This is a genomic window from Desulfoluna spongiiphila (assembly GCF_900101345.1).
Classification (GTDB): Bacteria; Desulfobacterota; Desulfobacteria; order Desulfobacterales; family Desulfolunaceae; genus Desulfoluna; species Desulfoluna spongiiphila.
Genome location: NZ_FMUX01000030.1, coordinates 35,024 through 52,786, shown reverse-complemented (window position 1 = coordinate 52,786; position 17,763 = coordinate 35,024). Strand labels below are relative to the sequence as shown.

Annotated in this window: 14 protein-coding genes; 9 read left to right on the top strand and 5 right to left on the bottom strand. The window is 58.4% G+C overall.

Going from position 1 to position 17,763, the window contains the following annotated elements:
* From BLQ12_RS25300 to BLQ12_RS25280, 5 genes are all read right to left on the bottom strand, one after another.
* The coding region (locus tag BLQ12_RS25300; protein ID WP_139164114.1) for a DUF4372 domain-containing protein at window positions 1-182 on the bottom strand (182 nt) is incomplete at its 3' end.
* Window positions 183-401: 219 nt separating this feature from the next.
* Window positions 402-1,526 carry a heme b synthase gene (gene ahbD / locus BLQ12_RS25295; protein WP_404825995.1) on the bottom strand — a complete coding sequence of 375 codons (1,125 nt, stop codon included), beginning with the start codon at window positions 1,524-1,526 and terminating at the stop codon, window positions 402-404.
* A 243-nt stretch (window positions 1,527-1,769) separates the two neighbouring features.
* Window positions 1,770-2,747, bottom strand: coding sequence for a porphobilinogen synthase (hemB, locus tag BLQ12_RS25290; protein ID WP_092215512.1), 978 nt, complete (start codon window positions 2,745-2,747; stop codon window positions 1,770-1,772).
* A gap of 161 nt (window positions 2,748-2,908) precedes the next feature.
* On the bottom strand, window positions 2,909-4,096 hold the full coding sequence (gene ahbC / locus BLQ12_RS25285; protein WP_092215510.1) for a 12,18-didecarboxysiroheme deacetylase: 1,188 nt from the start codon (window positions 4,094-4,096) through the stop codon (window positions 2,909-2,911).
* A 115-nt stretch (window positions 4,097-4,211) separates the two neighbouring features.
* Entirely contained in the window at window positions 4,212-5,999 is a 1,788-nt protein-coding gene (locus BLQ12_RS25280; protein WP_092215508.1) for an AAA family ATPase, read from the bottom strand.
* A gap of 399 nt (window positions 6,000-6,398) precedes the next feature.
* On the opposite strand from BLQ12_RS25280, the gene BLQ12_RS25275 reads away from it, so the two are divergent.
* The 9 genes from BLQ12_RS25275 to BLQ12_RS25235 all read left to right on the top strand — a co-directional run bounded on the left by BLQ12_RS25275 (window position 6,399) and on the right by BLQ12_RS25235 (window position 17,039).
* On the top strand, window positions 6,399-8,120 hold the full coding sequence (locus BLQ12_RS25275; protein ID WP_092215506.1) for a PAS domain-containing hybrid sensor histidine kinase/response regulator family protein: 1,722 nt from the start codon (window positions 6,399-6,401) through the stop codon (window positions 8,118-8,120).
* Window positions 8,098-8,613, top strand: a complete 516-nt coding sequence (locus BLQ12_RS25270) for a hypothetical protein (protein WP_139164113.1) — start codon at window positions 8,098-8,100, stop codon at window positions 8,611-8,613. Before BLQ12_RS25275 ends, BLQ12_RS25270 begins: the two co-directional genes overlap by 23 nt.
* 151 nt (window positions 8,614-8,764) lie before the next feature.
* On the top strand, window positions 8,765-9,199 hold the full coding sequence (locus tag BLQ12_RS25265) for a type 2 periplasmic-binding domain-containing protein (RefSeq protein ID WP_139164112.1): 435 nt from the start codon (window positions 8,765-8,767) through the stop codon (window positions 9,197-9,199).
* A 52-nt stretch (window positions 9,200-9,251) separates the two neighbouring features.
* Window positions 9,252-10,370, top strand: a complete 1,119-nt coding sequence (locus BLQ12_RS25260; protein ID WP_092215501.1) for a hypothetical protein — start codon at window positions 9,252-9,254, stop codon at window positions 10,368-10,370.
* Window positions 10,330-10,581 carry a hypothetical protein gene (locus BLQ12_RS25255; RefSeq protein WP_092215499.1) on the top strand — a complete coding sequence of 84 codons (252 nt, stop codon included), beginning with the start codon at window positions 10,330-10,332 and terminating at the stop codon, window positions 10,579-10,581. Before BLQ12_RS25260 ends, BLQ12_RS25255 begins: the two co-directional genes overlap by 41 nt.
* Before the next feature lie 253 nt (window positions 10,582-10,834).
* Window positions 10,835-12,019: a hypothetical protein gene (locus BLQ12_RS25250; protein WP_139164111.1), complete on the top strand. Its 1,185-nt coding sequence runs from the start codon at window positions 10,835-10,837 to the stop codon at window positions 12,017-12,019.
* Window positions 12,020-12,033: 14 nt separating this feature from the next.
* A complete protein-coding gene (locus BLQ12_RS25245; RefSeq protein WP_092215493.1) occupies window positions 12,034-14,190 on the top strand; it encodes an SUMF1/EgtB/PvdO family nonheme iron enzyme in 2,157 nt (718 codons plus the stop codon).
* Window positions 14,191-14,662: 472 nt separating this feature from the next.
* The gene (locus tag BLQ12_RS25240) at window positions 14,663-16,126 is read left to right on the top strand and encodes a 30S ribosomal protein S1 (RefSeq protein ID WP_092215491.1); all 1,464 of its coding nucleotides are present in this window, start codon (window positions 14,663-14,665) and stop codon (window positions 16,124-16,126) included.
* A 382-nt stretch (window positions 16,127-16,508) separates the two neighbouring features.
* Window positions 16,509-17,039, top strand: coding sequence for a nitroreductase family protein (locus BLQ12_RS25235; RefSeq protein ID WP_175470065.1), 531 nt, complete (start codon window positions 16,509-16,511; stop codon window positions 17,037-17,039).
* Window positions 17,040-17,763: the final 724 nt, after the last annotated feature.

Genomic DNA, 17,763 nt, shown 5'->3' with positions numbered 1-17,763 from the left:
CCGGATATTTCTCGGAGGCTTTTTGCTTGGGCTATTTGGCAAAAAAGCATGGAAACAAAATGATCCCAGCACTTGAAGCCCTTCGAGTTTCTTTCTGCGTCGTGCTCGGAGACTAAACGGGCAAACTGGTTACGGTCAAAAAAACCTACGATTTGACTGAAAAGGCTGGAATGACGTACCATTGATATGCTCCTTGTTTGGCGAGGTCTTTGTTTGCAAACTTAACCATGCCTTATAGGGAGCATCTTTTCAAATTCTCACCGGTTTACTTCCGGTCAAATCCTATTTTGGACAACAGTGTGTCTGAAACAAAAAACCCCGCACGCTGAGCGTACAGGGTCTTTTATTTTTGGGATGTGTCTGGCGGCACATGGAACCGGCAACGTTTTATCCGGTTGGCGCTATTTCTCCATGCGCGGCGGTTTGTAGCTGCAGAGGGGCTCTTCGGTGAGGTAGCTGCCTGTGGCTTCGAAGGCCCTGGCCCGGCATCCGCCGCAGACCCGTTTGTACTCGCAGGGGCCGCATTTTCCTTCAAGGAGGTCGTAGTCCCGGAGCTCTTTAAAAACCTTGGAGTTTTGCCAGATCTCGCCGAAGGGCTGCTCCTTGACGTTGCCGCAGTCGGTGTGGAGGAACCCGCATGGCTGCACCGTGCCGGTGTGGGAGACAAAGCAGAAGCCGATGCCGCCCAGGCAGCCGCGTGTCACCGCGTCCAGGCCGTGGGTTTCGAAGGTGACTTTTTTGCCGTCCTCTTTGGCCCGCTGGCGAAGGATCCGGTAGTAGTGGGGGGCGCAGGTGGCCTTGAGCTGGAGGGAGGTTTTTTCACGCTGGTCGTAGAACCAGTTGAGGGTTTCCTCGTACTCTTTGGCGTTGATCTCGCTGTCGGCGATGTATTTTCCCCTGCCCGTGGGCACCAGGAGGAAGATGTGGTGGGCCACGGCGCCGATCTCCTCGGCCTTGGCCAGGATGTCCGGGATCTGGGAGAGGTTCTCTTTGGTGATGGTGGTGTTGATCTGGAACTCCAGGCCGGCTGCCTTGGCGTGTTCCACCGCCTGCATGACGCTGTCGTAGGCGCCGTCCACGCCGCGGAATCCGTCATGAAACGCTTTGGTGGCGCCGTCCAGGCTCAGGCTGATGCGCACGATGCCCGACTCCACCATCTTTTTGGCGTTCTCCGCAGTGACCAGGGTGCCGTTGGGGGCCATGGTCATGCGCATGCCGAGTTTGTTGCCGTAAGCGGCGATCTCAAAGATGTCCTCGCGCAGGAGGGGCTCGCCGCCGGTCAGGATGATGATGGGCTTGCTCACCTCGGCGATCTGGTCCAGAAGCCTGAAGGCGGCTTCGGTATCCAGCTCTCCGGGGTAGGGGCCGTTCTCGGCTGCGGCACGGCAGTGCACGCAGCTCAGGTTGCAGCGCCGGGTCGTCTCCCAGGCCACCAGCCTCAACTCCGCCTCTTTTTTTCCGTGCCCGCCGCCGTGGCCGTGAGGGCCTCCGTGCTTCATATGCTCATGCATCTTCGTCGTGTCCATGTCGTATCGTGCCTCCGGCGGGTCGCTTTTTGAAAAAAGCTCCGCAAAAACATTCCGGTTGCAACAACGAAGTCTCCCCGCCTTTCGGCAGGGAGACTTCGCTGTTGCGAAGTAAGCAAGTCTGATGCGCGCAGTGTACCGGCATAGGGAAACAGCCGGCATCGCGCACGCTTAAGGCCTGTTTGTCAAACTTTTCAAAAGTTTGGCCCCCGGCAGGGCCGCCGGAGGCATTTTTTCATGCTTCTATTTCCCGCCAAGCTCCCGGGCGGCTTCCAGGGCGTGGTAGGTGAGGATGATGTCCGCGCCTGCCCGTTTGATGGAGGTCAGGGTCTCCATCATCACCTTGGTGCCGTCGATCCAGCCGAGCTGGTCCGCGGCCTTGATCATGGCGTATTCGCCGCTGACGTTGTAGGCAGCCATGGGCAGGTCCACTTCGTCCCGGACCTTGGAGATGACGTCCAGATAGGAGAGGGCCGGTTTCACCATGATGATGTCCGCGCCTTCCTGGACGTCCATGGTGGCCTCCCGGATGCCTTCCAGGACGTTGGCCGGGTCCATCTGGTAGGTGCGCCGGTCCCCGAAGGTGGGGGCGGAGTGGGCGGCGGCCCGGAAGGGACCGTAGTAGGCGGAGCAGTATTTTACGGCGTAGCTCATGATGGGGATCTCGTCCAAGTCCTCCTGGTCGAGGGCTTCGCGGATTTCACCCACCCGGCCGTCCATCATGTCCGAGGGGGCCACCATGTCGGCGCCGGCCTTGGCATGGGAGACGGCGATACGGGCCAGGAGATCGAGGCTCATGTCGTTGTCGATCTTTCCTTTTTCCACCACGCCGCAGTGGCCGTGGTCCGTATACTGGCAGAGGCAGACGTCGGTGATGACGGTGAGATCGGGGACTTTGTTCTTCACTTCGCGCACCGCCTTCTGCACGATGCCGTTTTTGGCATAGGCAGAGGTTCCGAGGGGGTCTTTCTTGTCGGGGATGCCGAAGAGCATCACCGCAGGAATCCCAAGGTCACGGGCTTCCTTGGCCACCTTGACGATGTTGTCCACGGAGTACTGGTAGTGTCCCGGCATGGACTCAATGGGATTTTTGACGCCTTTTCCGCCGATGGCAAAAAGGGGCAGGATCAGATCGTTGACGGAGAGGGAGGTTTCGCGGATCATGCGGCGCAGGCTGGATGACGCTCTCAGGCGTCGTCCTCGGTATTGGGGAAACAGCATCGGGTACTCCTTACGGGAAGGCGAGGGCCGGTGATCCGGCTGTCAAAGGGCGCGACGGCTCACGGGGTGAGGCGGGCGCGCCCTTGCCGTCGTCTTCGGCATGGGGGCGGCCGGGGTGGCGCGGCATGGTGTGTGCCGCGCCAGTGACCGGGCCCATAGGGTTATTCGGTCAAGCCGATCTCTTCATCGGTTAAGTAGCATTCGGGATCCGGGGCCCAGACATCGCCGGTGGCGGCTTCGGCGCGAACGCGGAAGTTGCCGGCGCAGATATCGAGCCATTTGCACTTGGCGCACCTTCCGGTGACGTGCTTTTTCTTCTCTTTGAGCTTGAGGAGAAGGTCGTCCTCGGGCTTGGTCCAGATTTCAGAGAAGGGGCGCTGGCGTACGTTGCCGAAGCTGTGGTGACGCCAGAACTGGTCGGCGTAAACGGAGCCGTCCCAGCTGACGCAGCCGATGCCGTGGCCGGAGCTGTTGCCTTCGTTCATCTGGAGGAGTTCCAGCACTTCCTCGGCGCGTTTGGGGTCCTCTTCGAGCATGCGCAGGTAGATGTGGGGGCCGTCGGCGTGGTTGTCCACGGTGAGGACCTCCTTGGGCTTGCCCGCGTCGTGGAGGCGCTTGGCCTCGGTGGCGATGAGGTCCACGGCCTTTCTGGTCTCTTCGTGGGAGAGCACCTCGTCACCGATCTTGACGCCTCGCCCGGCGTACACCAGGTGGTAGAAGCAGATGCGGGGGATGTCCATCTCTTCGAGGAGTTTGAATACCGCCGGGATATCCCGGACGTTCATGCGGTTCATGGTAAAGCGAAGGCCCACCTTGATGCCCGCTTCCTGGCAGTTCCGGATGCCTTCCAGGCTGGCCTGGAACGCGCCTTTTTCTCCGCGGAAGTGGTCATGGGTCTCTTCCATGCCGTCCATGCTGATGCCCACGTAGGAGAGGCCGATGCGCTTCAGGTTCTGGGCCACTTCCTTTGTGATGAGGGTGCCGTTGGTGGAGATGACGGCGCGCATCCCCTTGGAGACGGCGTACTCGGCCAGCTCCGGCATGTCCTTGCGCATGAGGGGCTCACCGCCGGAAAAGAGGATGACCGGGGCCCCGAAGGCCGCCAGGTCGTCGATGAGGGCCTTGCCCTCCTCGGTGGTCATTTCGTTGTCTTCGCCGGTCGCCTTGGCCTGGGCGTAACAGTGGATGCATTTGAGGTTGCATGCCCGGGTGCAGTTCCAGACCACCACAGGCTTTTTGTCTTTAGAGAACTGAAGCAGGTGGGAAGGAAGGCTCCCGGAATGGCGTCCGTAGCGCAGGGCGTCTGAGGGTTCCACGGTTCCGCAGTAGAGTTTGGATATTCCGATCATCTACGTATACTCTCCGGTTGTGACAGCAAAGGCCCTCAAACAGGGGCCTTTGTTGGTATCTCGTTTGAATGGTGTCGAATCCCAGGGCGAAACGAGGGCTGCCGGCAGGGATTCGTTATGTCTTTGTGTTGTCGGGAAGGCGGATGGCGCCGTCTTTTCCCACAAGCTCCTCTTTGATGAGGTCGTCCAGGAAGAGTTCGGGCGTCAACAGGGCCTCCCGTGTGATGAAAAAGTGGGTCTTCCCGGTTTTTTCCCGGATAAGGGAGAGACCGAGTTCGAAATCTCCGGTGATTTTGGCGAACAATTCGTCGCCGGTGGCCCCGGCCGTCAGGATCTGGTCCATGAGGAAATCCACCGCCTCTTCATCAAACAGGACATGCATACCAAACTTCGAGAAAAAATTCACCTCAAGTTTTTTAACCTCTTCATAATGTGAATGAATTCTCTCAATGGCGCTTCCCGTGGAGATTCCGCTTGCGATACAGAGCCTTGACGCCAGCTCCGTACGCCAGGGCGTGATGGGCAGGAGGTGTCCGATGGTCAGCTGTTGCCAGTGGTTGGCGATGTACCCGGACAGGTCCTCGGCTTCCAGCTCTTCCAGGTGTCGGAACCGCGCGTTCCACTCGTCTGCCATGGCAGGGTCCGAAAGGGACCGGAGGGTATTGTCGGGATCCAGTGCCGCTTCGATGGTGGCGGGAAACTCTTTCAGGCCCATGGAGGGCAGTCGGGTCTCAAAGGGAAGCAGTACATCTTCCACCGCGCTCACAAGGCCTCGGGCCCCGGTGTTTTCGAGGTGGGCACGCCGTGCGATCTCCCGGAGGATCTCATCGTCGAACCGGATGGTGATGCCGTAGGACGAAAAGTCCAGCTTTTTGCTGAGGATCACCGGGTTGTTGGGGTTTTTAAGGATCTCGAAGAGGTCGTCTTCGGAGAGGGACTCCAGGGTGGTGCGCACGGGAAGGCGTCCCACAAACTCGGACTCAAAACCATACTCCACGAGGTCTTCGGTGCGGAGCTCGCGGAAGATGGCGTCGGTATCGGCGTTGTCATGGAGGGTTGCGCCAAAGCCGATGCTTTTTTTTCGGTTTCGTTTTTCGATGATCTCGGACAGGCCGTTGAAGGCACCGCTCATGATAAAAAGGATGTTGCCCGTGTTGATGACCTGTTTTTCAAGGGCCCCGGTCTTCTGGTAGCGCTCCATCTCCTTGAGCATGGAGACCGGGTCATGGGGGACCTTGAGCTCCACATCGGTCTCTTCCATGGGCTTGAGGAGGGCCCGCTGGACACCGGTGCGGGAGATGTCGGCTCCCATGAGGTTGGGGGAAGAGGCGATTTTGTCCACCTCATCAATATAAACGATGCCGTATTCGGCCCGTTCGATGCTGTCGTCGGCTTCTCGCACCAGGTCGCGGATCAGGTCCTCGACGTTGCCGCCCACGTAACCGGCCTCCGTGAACTTGGTGGCGTCTCCCTTGACAAAGGGGACCCCGATCTTGTCGGCAATGAGCTTGATCATGTAGGTCTTGCCCACGCCGGTGGGGCCGATCATCAGGACGTTGTTTTTGATGCCCCCCACAATGCCCGCGGATTTGCGCCCCTCGTCTTCCAGGTGGCGTATCCGGTTAAAGTGGGTGCATATCTTGGTTGCCAGAACGGCTTTGGCCCTCTCCTGACGGATGATAAACTGGTCCAGGTAGGCAACCAGCTCTTCGGGCTTCATGTTGAAGTCGAGTTGAAAACCCGTCTTCTCGGCTCTGACGCTCTTGTCTTCGGTTTTGTCCCGCTCGGGTTTCGAGAAGGGAGAGACGATCTTTACGTTTCCGCCAAACTTTTGATTGAGGAAATTACCGATCTCCTTTTCGAGTTCCTTGGGGTCGGGTATGTTTTCATTATAATGGCTCATGGTCTAATCAATATAAACACGGGGTGATGAATTGCAAGGGGCGGCGCGGCTTTAACGCCTGCGGGCGTTGAGAAAAGGCTTTTGATCCACTGTAAAAACAAGTGGAAGGGAACCGGCTCGCTTCCCCGGTGCTGCAACGAGCCTCCGGGGGGGATACCGCCATGCAAAAGGCAGCGGCAGGGGTGGTGCTGCAAGGACAGGTGTGTTAGATACCCTCGTTGAATGTGTCGTGATAATCAAATGAGTCGGCGGTGACATGATGGGGTGAAGCTCTATGCAGAGCAGGGGGTTTACCGGCATCGCGGGATGTGCGCTTTAAAGGGGGCTAGGGTGGCTTTTTGGCGCAATTCAACCGTTTTGGCATAAAGATAAACAGCTCGCGTGCCGATATGAGTGAACATGTGTACGTGTGCTCTGCGTGATAAACTCTCCCATGAGAGAGAAAAGGGGGTTGCATTGAACCGGGACTCTGACCGAACGGTTCTTGTTGTACATGGCGATGAACACACCCTGGCCCGTGCCCGGAGGCTCCTTGAAGCCGAAGGGATCGCCTCAGAGGAGCAGGTACGGGGGCATGACGCTCCCGAAGATCCTGTGCGCTATGAAGAGTTGTTCAAGACAAGCCGGGACGGCATCTTGTTCACGGATTTGAACGGACGCATCGAAGACGCCAACCCTGCGTTTCTTGAAATGGTCGGGTACCCCCTTGGGGAGGTGTGCGATCGCTTCGAGCAGCAGATGACCCCCGAAAAGTGGCGCCTTCTGGAGTCACGCATCGTGACGCCGGCCCTTCTTGCCCAGGGGGAGTCCGGGGAGTACGAAAAGGAGTTTATCCGCAAAGGGGGCAGCCGGGTACCCACCCAGGTCCGCAGCTGGCTGTTGAGGAACAACCGGGGGGAGCCCTTTCGAAAGCTGACCCTTGTCCGGGACACCTCGGCCCGCAAATCCATGGAAGAGCAGCTCCGCCAGGCCCAGAAGATGGAAGCCTTAGGGACCCTTGCCGGGGGCATCGCCCATGACTTCAACAACGTCCTTGCCGCCATCCTGGGGTACATCGAGCTGGCCCGTTTCGACGTGGACGAATCCAACCCGGCCCGCAAAAGCATCGACCAGATCTACAAAGCCTCCCAGCGCGCCCGCAACCTGGTGGGCCATATCCTCTCTTTCAGTCGGCAGACCGTCCATGAGAAGAAGCCGGTCTTTATGCAGCAGATCATCGGTGAGTCCCTGGAGCTCCTCCGCGCGAGCCTTCCCAGCACCATCGAGATCAAGCAGTCCATGACCTCCAAGGTGTATCCCATCGACGCCGACTCCACCCAGATTCATCAGATCCTCATGAACCTGTGCACCAACGCGGCCCATGCCATGGCCGAGGGAGGGACCCTGTCTATCCTGCTGGACGTGGTGACCTTGAACGAGGTGGACGTCCACGAGTTCATCGAGCTCGAACCCGGGGCCTACATGAAACTTTCGGTGGGGGACACCGGGTGCGGCATGAACCTTGATGTGAAAAAACGCATCTTCGATCCTTATTTCACCACCAAGGGCAAGGGCCAGGGTACCGGCATGGGGCTCTCCGTGGTCCACGGGATTTTAAAAGTCCATGGCGGGGCGGTTCGCGTGGAGAGCGAGGAAGGGGAGGGCAGTGTGTTCCACCTCTATTTTCCTGTCTCCGAAGGGCGGGCCGGTGAGGAACCCGCGGTTGTGGTGGGGCTTGCCCGTGGCCGCGAGCGGATTCTTTTCGTGGACGATGAGCCCGACCTGACCGAAATGGTGGGGTCCATGCTGGAGCGCCTGGGCTACACGGTGACGGCCGTCACGGACAGCCGGGAGGCCCTGGATCTTTTTTCCGCATCCCCCGAAGCCTTTGACCTGGTGGTCACGGACCTGACCATGCCCAAGATGACGGGCGTCGCCCTGGCACGCAAGGTCAAGGACCTGCGACCCGAGGTGCCGGTGATTATCTGTACCGGCTACAGCGACAGTGTCTCTGCAGGTGAGGTCTCGGATGCGGGCATCGATTTTCTGTTGATGAAGCCCCTTGAAATAAGGGAGCTTTCCGCATCCATCCGCAATGCCCTTGCCGGCAGGGGGACCGATGAAGAGATGTCATTACATTAAGGGCCTTGTCTGTTTGCTAGGCTTTTTGCTGGTTTCGCACAGCGCCGTTGCCGCGAGTTTTGATTTTCGCAGCGTGCGCTGGGGCATGAACCGGTTCGAGGTGATGGCATCGGAAAAGATCGCCCCCAAGAAGATGGCACGCAATGAACTTCTCTATCGGGTCTCTTTGTTCAAGCGGCCCGCCCACCTGATGTATCGACTCTACGACGACCGCCTTGTGGGGATGCGGTATGTGCTCCCTGTCAAGGCATCGGACTCCCTGGATAAACTGGAGAAACTGGTCTCCCTGCGATACGGCACCGCCCGCAGGGAGACGGGGGCTGTGGGGGCACTGAGGGTCTGGAACCGCCCGGATCGTACCGTTCGCCTCTTTTTTGCCAAAAAAGGGCAGGCCGTTATTGATGTGGTTTCCAAGGGGGCTGCCACCATCTCATCCATAGAGTTGACACGCCTTCGCAGGTCTACCAGTGAGGCTGTGGTAAGTACTCTGTAACGGGAATGGTATTGACACCTTGTAAGGAAATTAGTAGTGCACAAAGGATAACAATGTTAATTTCATACGGTTGGTATCCTGTATGTGTACATTTTGTTTGGCACAGCTGAACGATGATTTTCACCACCAAAGGAAAGAAGGAGTGCAAGGAATGATGAGAATGGTTCTAAGGGGCATGTTGGTTGCTTCGATTCTCTGCCTGTTCGCAGGCAATGTATCTGCAGAGCAGTTGAGAGTCATCGGAAATCGAAGCGTTCCCGTCGCTTCTCTTGAACAGCGGGAGATTCGGGATATCTACCTTGGCAAGAAGAAGGTATGGGAAAACGGCATGAGGGTTCAGTTTGTTGTCCTGGGCAAAGGCGCCACCCGGGATGCGTTTTTAAATAAGTACCTTAAAAAAAATCACAACACCTTTAATCGGTACTGGAAAAAGAAGGTGTTTACCGGAGGGGGGCAGGCACCCAAGAGCTTTGGAAAAGAAAGGGACCTTGTGGAATACGTGGAGAAGACCAAAGGAGCCATCGGTTTTGTCTCTTCCGCAGCCGCAACGGACCAGGTGAAGATCTTAAGCGAAATGTCCATCTAAATTGTTTTTGAATAAATTTCACATACATTTACCGATGCGGAGGCTAACAACAATGATGAAAAGAACGGCCATTTTGTTTAGTTTTATTCTGGTTTTCCTTTCGGCACAGTCTGCCGGGGCCTTTGAGCTGGGCTCAGAAGGGCAGGTGACCATTCACGGGTTCATTACCCAGGGGTATCTTCTCTCCTCGGACAACAAATTTTTCGGGGATACCGATAACGGCGGCACGTATCACTTTAACGAGCGGGGCATCAACTTCACCTCAGACGTAAGCGACCGCCTTCGTCTGGGCATCCAGTTCTTCTCCCGGGACTTCGGTTCCCTGGGGGAAAACGAAGTGACCATCGACTGGGCCTATGCCGACTACTCCTTCACCGAGTGGGCCAACTTCAAAGCCGGTAAGCTCAAGATGCCCCAGGGCCTCTACAACACCAGCCGCGACGTGGATATGCTTCGCACCTCGGTCCTGCTTCCCCAGAGCGTGTACAACGAAGGGTGGCGAGACTCCATCAACGCCCTGAACGGTTTTGAATATTACGGCTATGCACCGGCCGGCAAGGTCGGGAGCTTTGAGTACCATCTTATGGGCGGCGTCAACCAGTTTGACGACGACGGCCCCGAGATGAGGCTTCTGGAAGACCAGTTCCCCATTTACCTCGGGGTGGACGTCTCCAACAACGAGGTGGACCGCACCTATGTGGGCAGCGTGCTCTGGGAGACGCCCCTGGACGGGCTCTCCTTTGGGGTGAGCGGCTGGGAGATGAACTTTAATGCCGATATCACCAGTAATCCTGATGGCAGTGTGACATCACCTCCTGCACCGACATTAAAACCTTCTGAGATCGAAGTAACCCAGACCGGCTGGACCACCTCCCTTCAGTACGCTGTGGGGGACTTTGTTTTTTCCACCGAGTACAACCGCATCAACTATGAAATGGTTGCTCCTGGGTATATTCCCGAAGATTCGGCTGCCGCAGATTTTGACAGTGAGGGCTACTACGGCATGATCACCTACCGATTCACCGACTGGTTCGAGCTCGGCACTTACTATTCCGAGTACTACGCCAACCGGGACGACAAGGATGGTGAAAAATCCGCTCAAAAGTGGGCCCTCTCCGATGGTTTGTTGGGTGGCTACCCCCCCCGGCCAGGAGCACCGCGCCTACCTTAAAGATCTCGCCCTTTCCCTTCGCTTCGACATCACCGAAAACTGGATCTTCAAGGTGGAAGGCCACAAGATGCGCGGGGGTGCCATCATGCTGAACTCCGACGGCAACACGGCCTTCTATTCGTCAAGTTTCGGTGTGAATGGCCAGATCGAGGGCCCCAGTTACACCAAGGACTGGGAACTCTACACAGCCAAAGTCTCCTACAGCTTCTGATGCCCAAGGGCCTCAAGGTTGTTTAAACGAGGTGCCGGCATCGGTCATGGGTATGGCGGTGTCGGCACTTTCAGTCTGGGGGGAAGGCCCTGGCCCGGATCGTTTCCGGGTGAGGCCTTCCTTTTGACGACCAGCTTTAGTCTTACCGGAAAATGCAACGGCCATAGCGCTGTACGATGCTCTCCTTCCAGGCCGCTGACATAAAACCGACTTGTTGCGAATGTTACTGCCAATGACCTTTTCGGGGGGTGTAATGACCAGACGAAGATTTCAATGGATCGTATGTGTTCTTGCCGTGTTTTTTGTAATGCCATGGCCTGCGGCGGCCAAGAAAGTCGATGACGTGGAGACGGCCTCCCGGCTGATCCAGGCCTTTGGCGGCAAAGCGCAGCCGGAGCTCATGACAAACGCCCTGCGCAGCGTGAGCAAGACCCAGCTCAGTCGCTACAAACGGGCGGTGACCCTGGAAAAGCCTCTGGACGTGCGCGTTCTGGGAGACCGCTACGTGTCGGCGGCCTTTTTTACCCGCGTGAAAAAAGCGGGCAGCGCCCGTGCCAAGGCCGAACCGGCCATCTATATCCTGTTGTTTCACAAGAAAACCGAAGGGGGGCTGGACCATAAGATGCAGCACCTCATGATCCTGGGAAAAGCCGGAGACATCTCCGCATACGAGACCATGGCCGATGCGGAGCTCGCGACGCGTTTTCGCAAAGCCGGGGCGGATGTGAAGGTTGCGGCTGCGCCCAAGCCAAAGAGCACCAAGCCCAAGCCTGCGGCGGTGCTCTCCGGAAGCAGTATCGGTCAAGGGGTTGTGGGCGAGTCCTTTATCGACGACTCCATTACCCGGGACAGCGAGCTGCTGCAGCTTCTCTCCGGGTACGCACGCAAGGAAGACATCCCCAAGGTCATGCCTGTCATGAAGACCGGCGCCGGATCCCCGGAGCTGCAGTTGCGGGTTGCAGAGCTTGAAGCCCGGGTGAAAGCCCTGGAAAGTTTGCTCACAAACATCACCCGCAAGGGCGGCAACATCTATTTCAACGGGGTCAACCTTTATGTGACCAACGGCACGGGAAAAGCCGACAAAGTCAACGGCAAAGGCAACGTGGTGATCGGCTACGGATCCACCGGCACAGGCTCCCACAACCTTGTGGTGGGGGCTGCCAACCATTATGAGGGGGTCGGCAACGTGGTGTCCGGGCGTGGTAACTCCGTGAGCGGTGACTGCGGTGCCGTGCTGGGCGGAGAGAAAAACAAAGCTTCCGGTGATTTTTCCGTTATTGCCGGGGGAAAAGGGAACACGGCACCGGGTTCCTACGCCTCCATTCTGGGGGGCACGAAAAATACCGCTAAGGGAGAATACACCAGCATCAACGGCCAGCGAGGACGGACCAAAGGTGGTAAGAATCCTCATTTTACAAGTGAAAAGACCAGCGAGTAAGGTGGAGAAAGACCATGGCGAGAGCAATCAGACCCGTTGTAATGTTTCTTTTGACGGCAGTATGGACGGCGACTGCCCTGGCGGACGTGAAAGCCTTTGACGAATTGGAGAGGCGGCAGGGATCCGTTGGGAGTTACAAGGCCCTGGTCATTGGTATCGATACCTACGCCGATCCGGGCATCGAGGGCTCGCCTGCTGCCGTTGAAGGGGCCCGGCATGTGGCTGACGCCCTGAAGGGACGGGCGGGCTTTGACGTGAAGCTCCTCATCAACGAGGCTGCCGGTCGGGCTGCGGTGATGCGGGAATTCAGGGGGCTGGCCCGCGGCATGGGGATCAACGACAGCGTGTTGGTCTATTTTTCAGGCTCGTCCCATACGGACAAGGCCGCGCGCAAAGCGTGGTGGCTTCCCAGCGATGCCAGGCCCGATGACCCCGCCACCTGGATTGCAGACGATGAGATCCAGGAAGCGGTGAACGTCATGAAGGCAAGGGATGTACTGATCCTCTCGGATGCGGCCCTGGGGGATACGATGTTCGGTGCCACACACCGCCTGGCCAGCCGCCGGGACGGCGAGTACTACGTGGAGCTGTTCAACAAACGCAGCCGCTGGGCCATGATATCCGGCAACGTGCATCCCGTGGCAGGGGAAGGCGGGGTGAGTGTCTTTGCCCGGGGCGTGGCCTCGGCCCTTTCATCAAAGGGGCCGTGCCTTACCACCATGGAGATGTTCAGCGGCATGAAAAAAGAGCTGCGGAAGTCCGGAACCATGCCTCCCCGGTGCCGGTCCCTTCGCAATACGGGCGATCAGGGCGGGGAATTTGTCTTTCTGCTTTCTGCTCCGGCCCCGGCCCCTGTGGTGGTTAAGGCGCCGCGCATCAAGCCAAAGGCGGCACCGGTTGCCGTGGTCAAGCTGGTGCCTCCCAAGCCAAAGCCCACGCGCAAGCCCGTGGACGGCAGGCTGAAGGTCTCTTCCAACATCACAGGCGCAGAGCTTTACATCAACGGGAAGAAGCAGGGCATCACCCCCGTGGGCAACATTGCCCTCAAGGAGGGCACCCATGAGGTCCGCTTGAGCAAAGAGGGGTATCTGGCCTGGAACGGCACCATAGACATCGAGAGGGGCAAAGAGCGCAGCCTTAGCGCCACCCTGGAAAAAGAGCCCCCGCAAAAGGGCAAGCTGTTTGTCAAGGTCAAGCCCGGGAATGCGTCGATTCGCCTGGACGGGGCGGCCTTTAAAAGCGGAGGCACTGTGGAGGCAGGGACCCACACCGTCAAGGTGAGTGCACCGCTTTTTAAATCCGGTAAGGCAAAGGTGGTGGTGTCCTCGGGCAAGGATGCCTGGGTGGAAGTGTTTCTTACGCCGCGAGACTCGTTCAAGGGGGAGTGGGGGCATTATGTCTACATCAAGCCGGGCACGTTTACCATGGGGAGCCCGGATACCGAGTCCAGACGCAAAGAGGACGAATCAGCCCACTCCGTGACCCTTACCTGGGGCTTTTTCATGCAGGACAAGGAGGTCACCGTGGCCCAATGGCAGGCCTTTGTGGATGACTCCGGGTACAAAAGCGAGGCGGAGACAGCAGGGGGGGCCTATGCCTTGGAAGACTATGTCTGGACCCAGAGCCGGGAGTATTCCTGGAAGAATCCGGGATTTTCCCAAAGCGGCGATCACCCGGTGACGGGAATCACCAGCGCCGATATCCAGGCATTTTTAAAGTGGGTGAACAAACAGTCAAAGTACACTTATCGGCTGCCCACGGAAGCGGAGTGGGAGTATGCGGCCCGGGCCGGAGAGTCCGCGGCCTTTTCCACTGGGGCCTGTCTCGGCTCGGCCGATGCCAATGTGGACGCCAACGCCAGCTGGGGAGAATGCCCGGCAGGGGCCGCCTCCAACGGGACCCTTCCCGTGGGGACCTTCACGCCCAATGCCTGGGGCCTTTATGACATGCACGGAAACGTGGCGGAATGGTGCCGGGACTGGTACGGACGCTACCCCCAGAAGTCGGTGAAAAACCCCACGGGGGCGGCCTCCGGGACGAACCGTGTGGTGCGCGGCGGAGGCTGGGCCACCTATGCCTACAACGCCCGGTGCGCCAAGCGCGAAGCCGTGAACCCGTCTCGCGGGTGCAGCGAAGTGGGCATGCGCCTTGTGGTTGAGATTCCGAAATAGACCCCGCTGGGCTAGGGCGTTACGGTTCGGGGACTTCGGGGTGTTTGCCGGGGCCCATGGGCCGGTAGCCCGGCGCACCGCCTGTGGCGCCGTGATTTTTCTGGGGGTGGCGGGATCTCCCGGCAGAGGATAGGCATGAATACCACGGGGTTTCTGCATTCGGGCCGAGTGAAAAAGGGTGGCGTATTTGATGAATACAGTTTATAGATGAGCTGTTGATGGCATCCTGGCCTTAAAACGTTGCTGTTCGCCTGCCGTTGGCGGCGAAGGGCTGTTTGTGAGGCGCTCTTTTTTTACGCGCATACCGGGGTGTTGTCACGTACCATCGCCTTGATGGATCGCAAGCCCGCCGTGAGGAATCGCGGGGGCGTCCCTGCAACTGCACGGGAGCAAGGCGTCGGTACGAAGCAGGTAATCGACAGTCAGATACCGGTTGAACCAGATCCCCCCGCCAGGGGGCATGTCGGAGAGTATGATGAGCGACAAGGGTGATATGGGCATTCCTGAAGAGGAGAGCTTTGAGGCGTTGCTGGACGCGTATGGCGACGGATTGGGTGAAGAGCTGAAAAGCGGTGATAAAGTGGATGCAACGGTGATCTCCATCGGAGAGAGCAGCGTCTACGTCAACACCGGAACGAAAAGCGACGGCGTGGTGGACCGCATGGAACTCACCGACGACGAAGGCGAACTCACCGTGGGCGTGGGCGACAGCGTGACCCTGTATGTGGTCAGCGCCACCGAAAGCGAAGTGGTCCTCTCCAGGCAGATGTCCGGGGCCGGGACCATGGAGATGCTCTTCGACGCTTTTTCCAGCAAGACGCCGGTGGAAGGGAAGGTCAACGAACAGATCAAGGGCGGCTTTTCCGTTTCCCTTTTGGGCAAGCGGGCCTTTTGTCCCGTGAGCCAGATCGACATCTCTTTTGTTGAAAAGGGCGAGGAATTTATCGGCAAGAGCTTTCCTTTCCTGGTGACACGCATCGAAGGCGAGGGGAAAAACATTGTCATCTCCAGGCGCAAGCTTCTGGAGGCGGAGCTCGAAGAGGTTCGGGCCGCATTCCTTGAAGGCCTGTCCGAGGGCGACACCCTGGAGGCCAAGGTCATCAAGCTGATGCCCTACGGCGCGTTCATGGAGCTTCATGCCGGTGTGGAGGGGATGGCCCACATCTCCGAACTCTCCTGGAGCCGCGTGCAGTCCTGTGAGGAAGCCGTGAGCGTGGGAGACACGATCCCCGTAAAAGTCCTGAAGGTCGATACCGTGGAGGGCAAAAATGCCCCGCGCATTGCCCTGTCCGTCAAGCAGGCATCCCAGGATCCCTGGGAGCTGGTGGGGGATACCATGCGCGTGGGTGAGCAGTTCAGCGGCAAAGTCGTTCGACTCGCTCCCTTCGGCGCCTTTGTGGAAGTGGCCCCCGGCACCGAAGGCCTGGTCCATGTCAGCGAGATGAGCTACACCAAGCGGATTTTAAAGCCCGAAGACGCTGTGACCCAGGGTGAGACCGTTCAGGTGGTGGTCAAGGCCATCGACCTGGAGAAAAAACGTCTCTCCCTCTCCATGCGAGATGCCCACGGTGATCCCTGGCAGGGCGTTGCCTTGAAATACCCCGTGGGGTCCAAGGTGGCTGGAACCGTGGAAAAGAAAGAGAGCTACGGGATCTTCGTCAAGCTTGAGCCCGGGGTGACCGGCCTGCTGCCGAAGTCCAAACTGGCCGAGGCCGCAGATGCCGCAGCCCTGAGTTCGGCCAAGCCAGGGACCGAAGTCACACTCCTTGTGGACGCCGTAGACGAAGAAAAACGCCGCATTACCCTGGTTTCCACAGAAGCTGCCGACGGTGCTTCCAACTGGAAGGGTTACACCGAAAAGCCAAAAGGCAAATCTGAAGCGGCCATGGGCACCATGGGCGAGCTGCTGATGGCTGCCATGAAGAAAAAGAAGTAGCGATGGCCAGTCCGCGGGCGTGATATAAGAAAGAATTTAAAAAATCGGGCGATGGGAGAGGGAGGAATCTCTGCCATCGCCTGTTTTTTTTAGACCTTGTTTAAGACTTCCCGGATGCCTCGGCAACATCGAAATTTTTTTGGGGCCCGAACACGGTGCACAGAGTGCACCCTACGGGCTGTCGGCTTTTTAGGTTGGTGTCATTAATCCCGGTGGTATTGGGCGTGCTGCGACACCGGTCGGACAAGCCCGCACCCCGGGGAAACCGAAGTGTCGGGTGCACTCCGTGCACCAAGGCGAAAGCGTGTCATTCCCCGGATGCCTCGGCAAAGTCGAGCTTTTTGGGGGGGGGGCGAACTTACTTTTTTTTTCTGGAGGGTCTATGGATCAGTCGTTTATGCAGCTTATTCGTGACAGGCGAAGTGCGCGGGCCTTTGAAACCCGCCCCGTGGAAAGGGAGAAACTCTCCCTGATCGTGGAGGCGGCCCTGAGAAGCCCCTCGTCACGAAGCCTCAACCCCTGGCAGTTTGTGGTGGTCCAGGATGGCAAAACCCTTGAAGCCCTCTCCTCCGTCAAACCCCACGGGGGCGGGTTCCTCGCCAAAGCCCCCCTGGCCATTGCCGTTGTGGCCGACCCCGAACGCTGCGATGTCTGGGTGGAAGACACCGCCATCGCCGCTACCTACATCCAACTTGCCGCAGAGTCCCTGGGGCTGAAAAGCTGCTGGTGCCAGATCCGTCTGAGGGACGACGGCAAAGGGGGCATGGCTGCCCACCGTGTTCGCGAGATCCTCGCCATTCCCGAGGCCCTTGAAGTGGCCTCCGTCATCGGCATCGGTTACCCCGCCGAAGAGAAACAAGGCCATCTGCAAAGCGAACTGGACTACGGCAAGGTCCACGACGAAGGGTTTTAGATTCGCAAATGCTCCGAGCCCTCGTTCCTCGGGCTCGTTACATTTGCTGACGGGCTGCGCCCGTGTTGACACCCTCATTCTGCCATGGCAGTTCCACTGTTACATGCTCCATTGAACATGGAGCGCCGCACTCCAGTGCGGCTTTTTGGTAGGGTGTCGCTGTTCATGTCGCACGGAGTGCGGCGCTCCAAGGCGGCGGGGTTCGGAGGGACAGTCGGTGCTTGTGTCTGGGTGTCCGGTTGCTTCCTTCAATCTGTGTGCTTTGGTTTTTTTTTTTTCTCTGCCATGGCGGTTCCACTGTTACATGCTCCATTGAACATGGAGCGCCGCACTCCAGTGCGGCTTTTGGGGAGGGTGTCGCTGTTCATGCCGCACGGAGTGCGGCGCTCCAAGGCGGCGGGGGTTCGGAGGGACAGTCGGTGCTTGTGTCTGGGTGTCCGGTGGCTTCCTTCAATCTGTTTCCATTGCGTATGGTTTGCCCTCTGCCATGGATGTTCCAGCGTTGCATGCTCCATTGAACATGGAGCGCCGCACTCCAGTGCGGCTTTTGGAGAGGGTGTCGCTGTTCATGCCGCACGGAGTGCGGCGCTCCAAGGCAACGGCCGTTTCATCCACGGGCGAAGCCCGTCAGCACATGTGATCGACCTGAGGAACGAAGGTCGGGAGCATGTGCGACCCCTCTGCCCGTCGGAGGCATGTTTTTTCCCCTTAGCCCTTGGCCCCT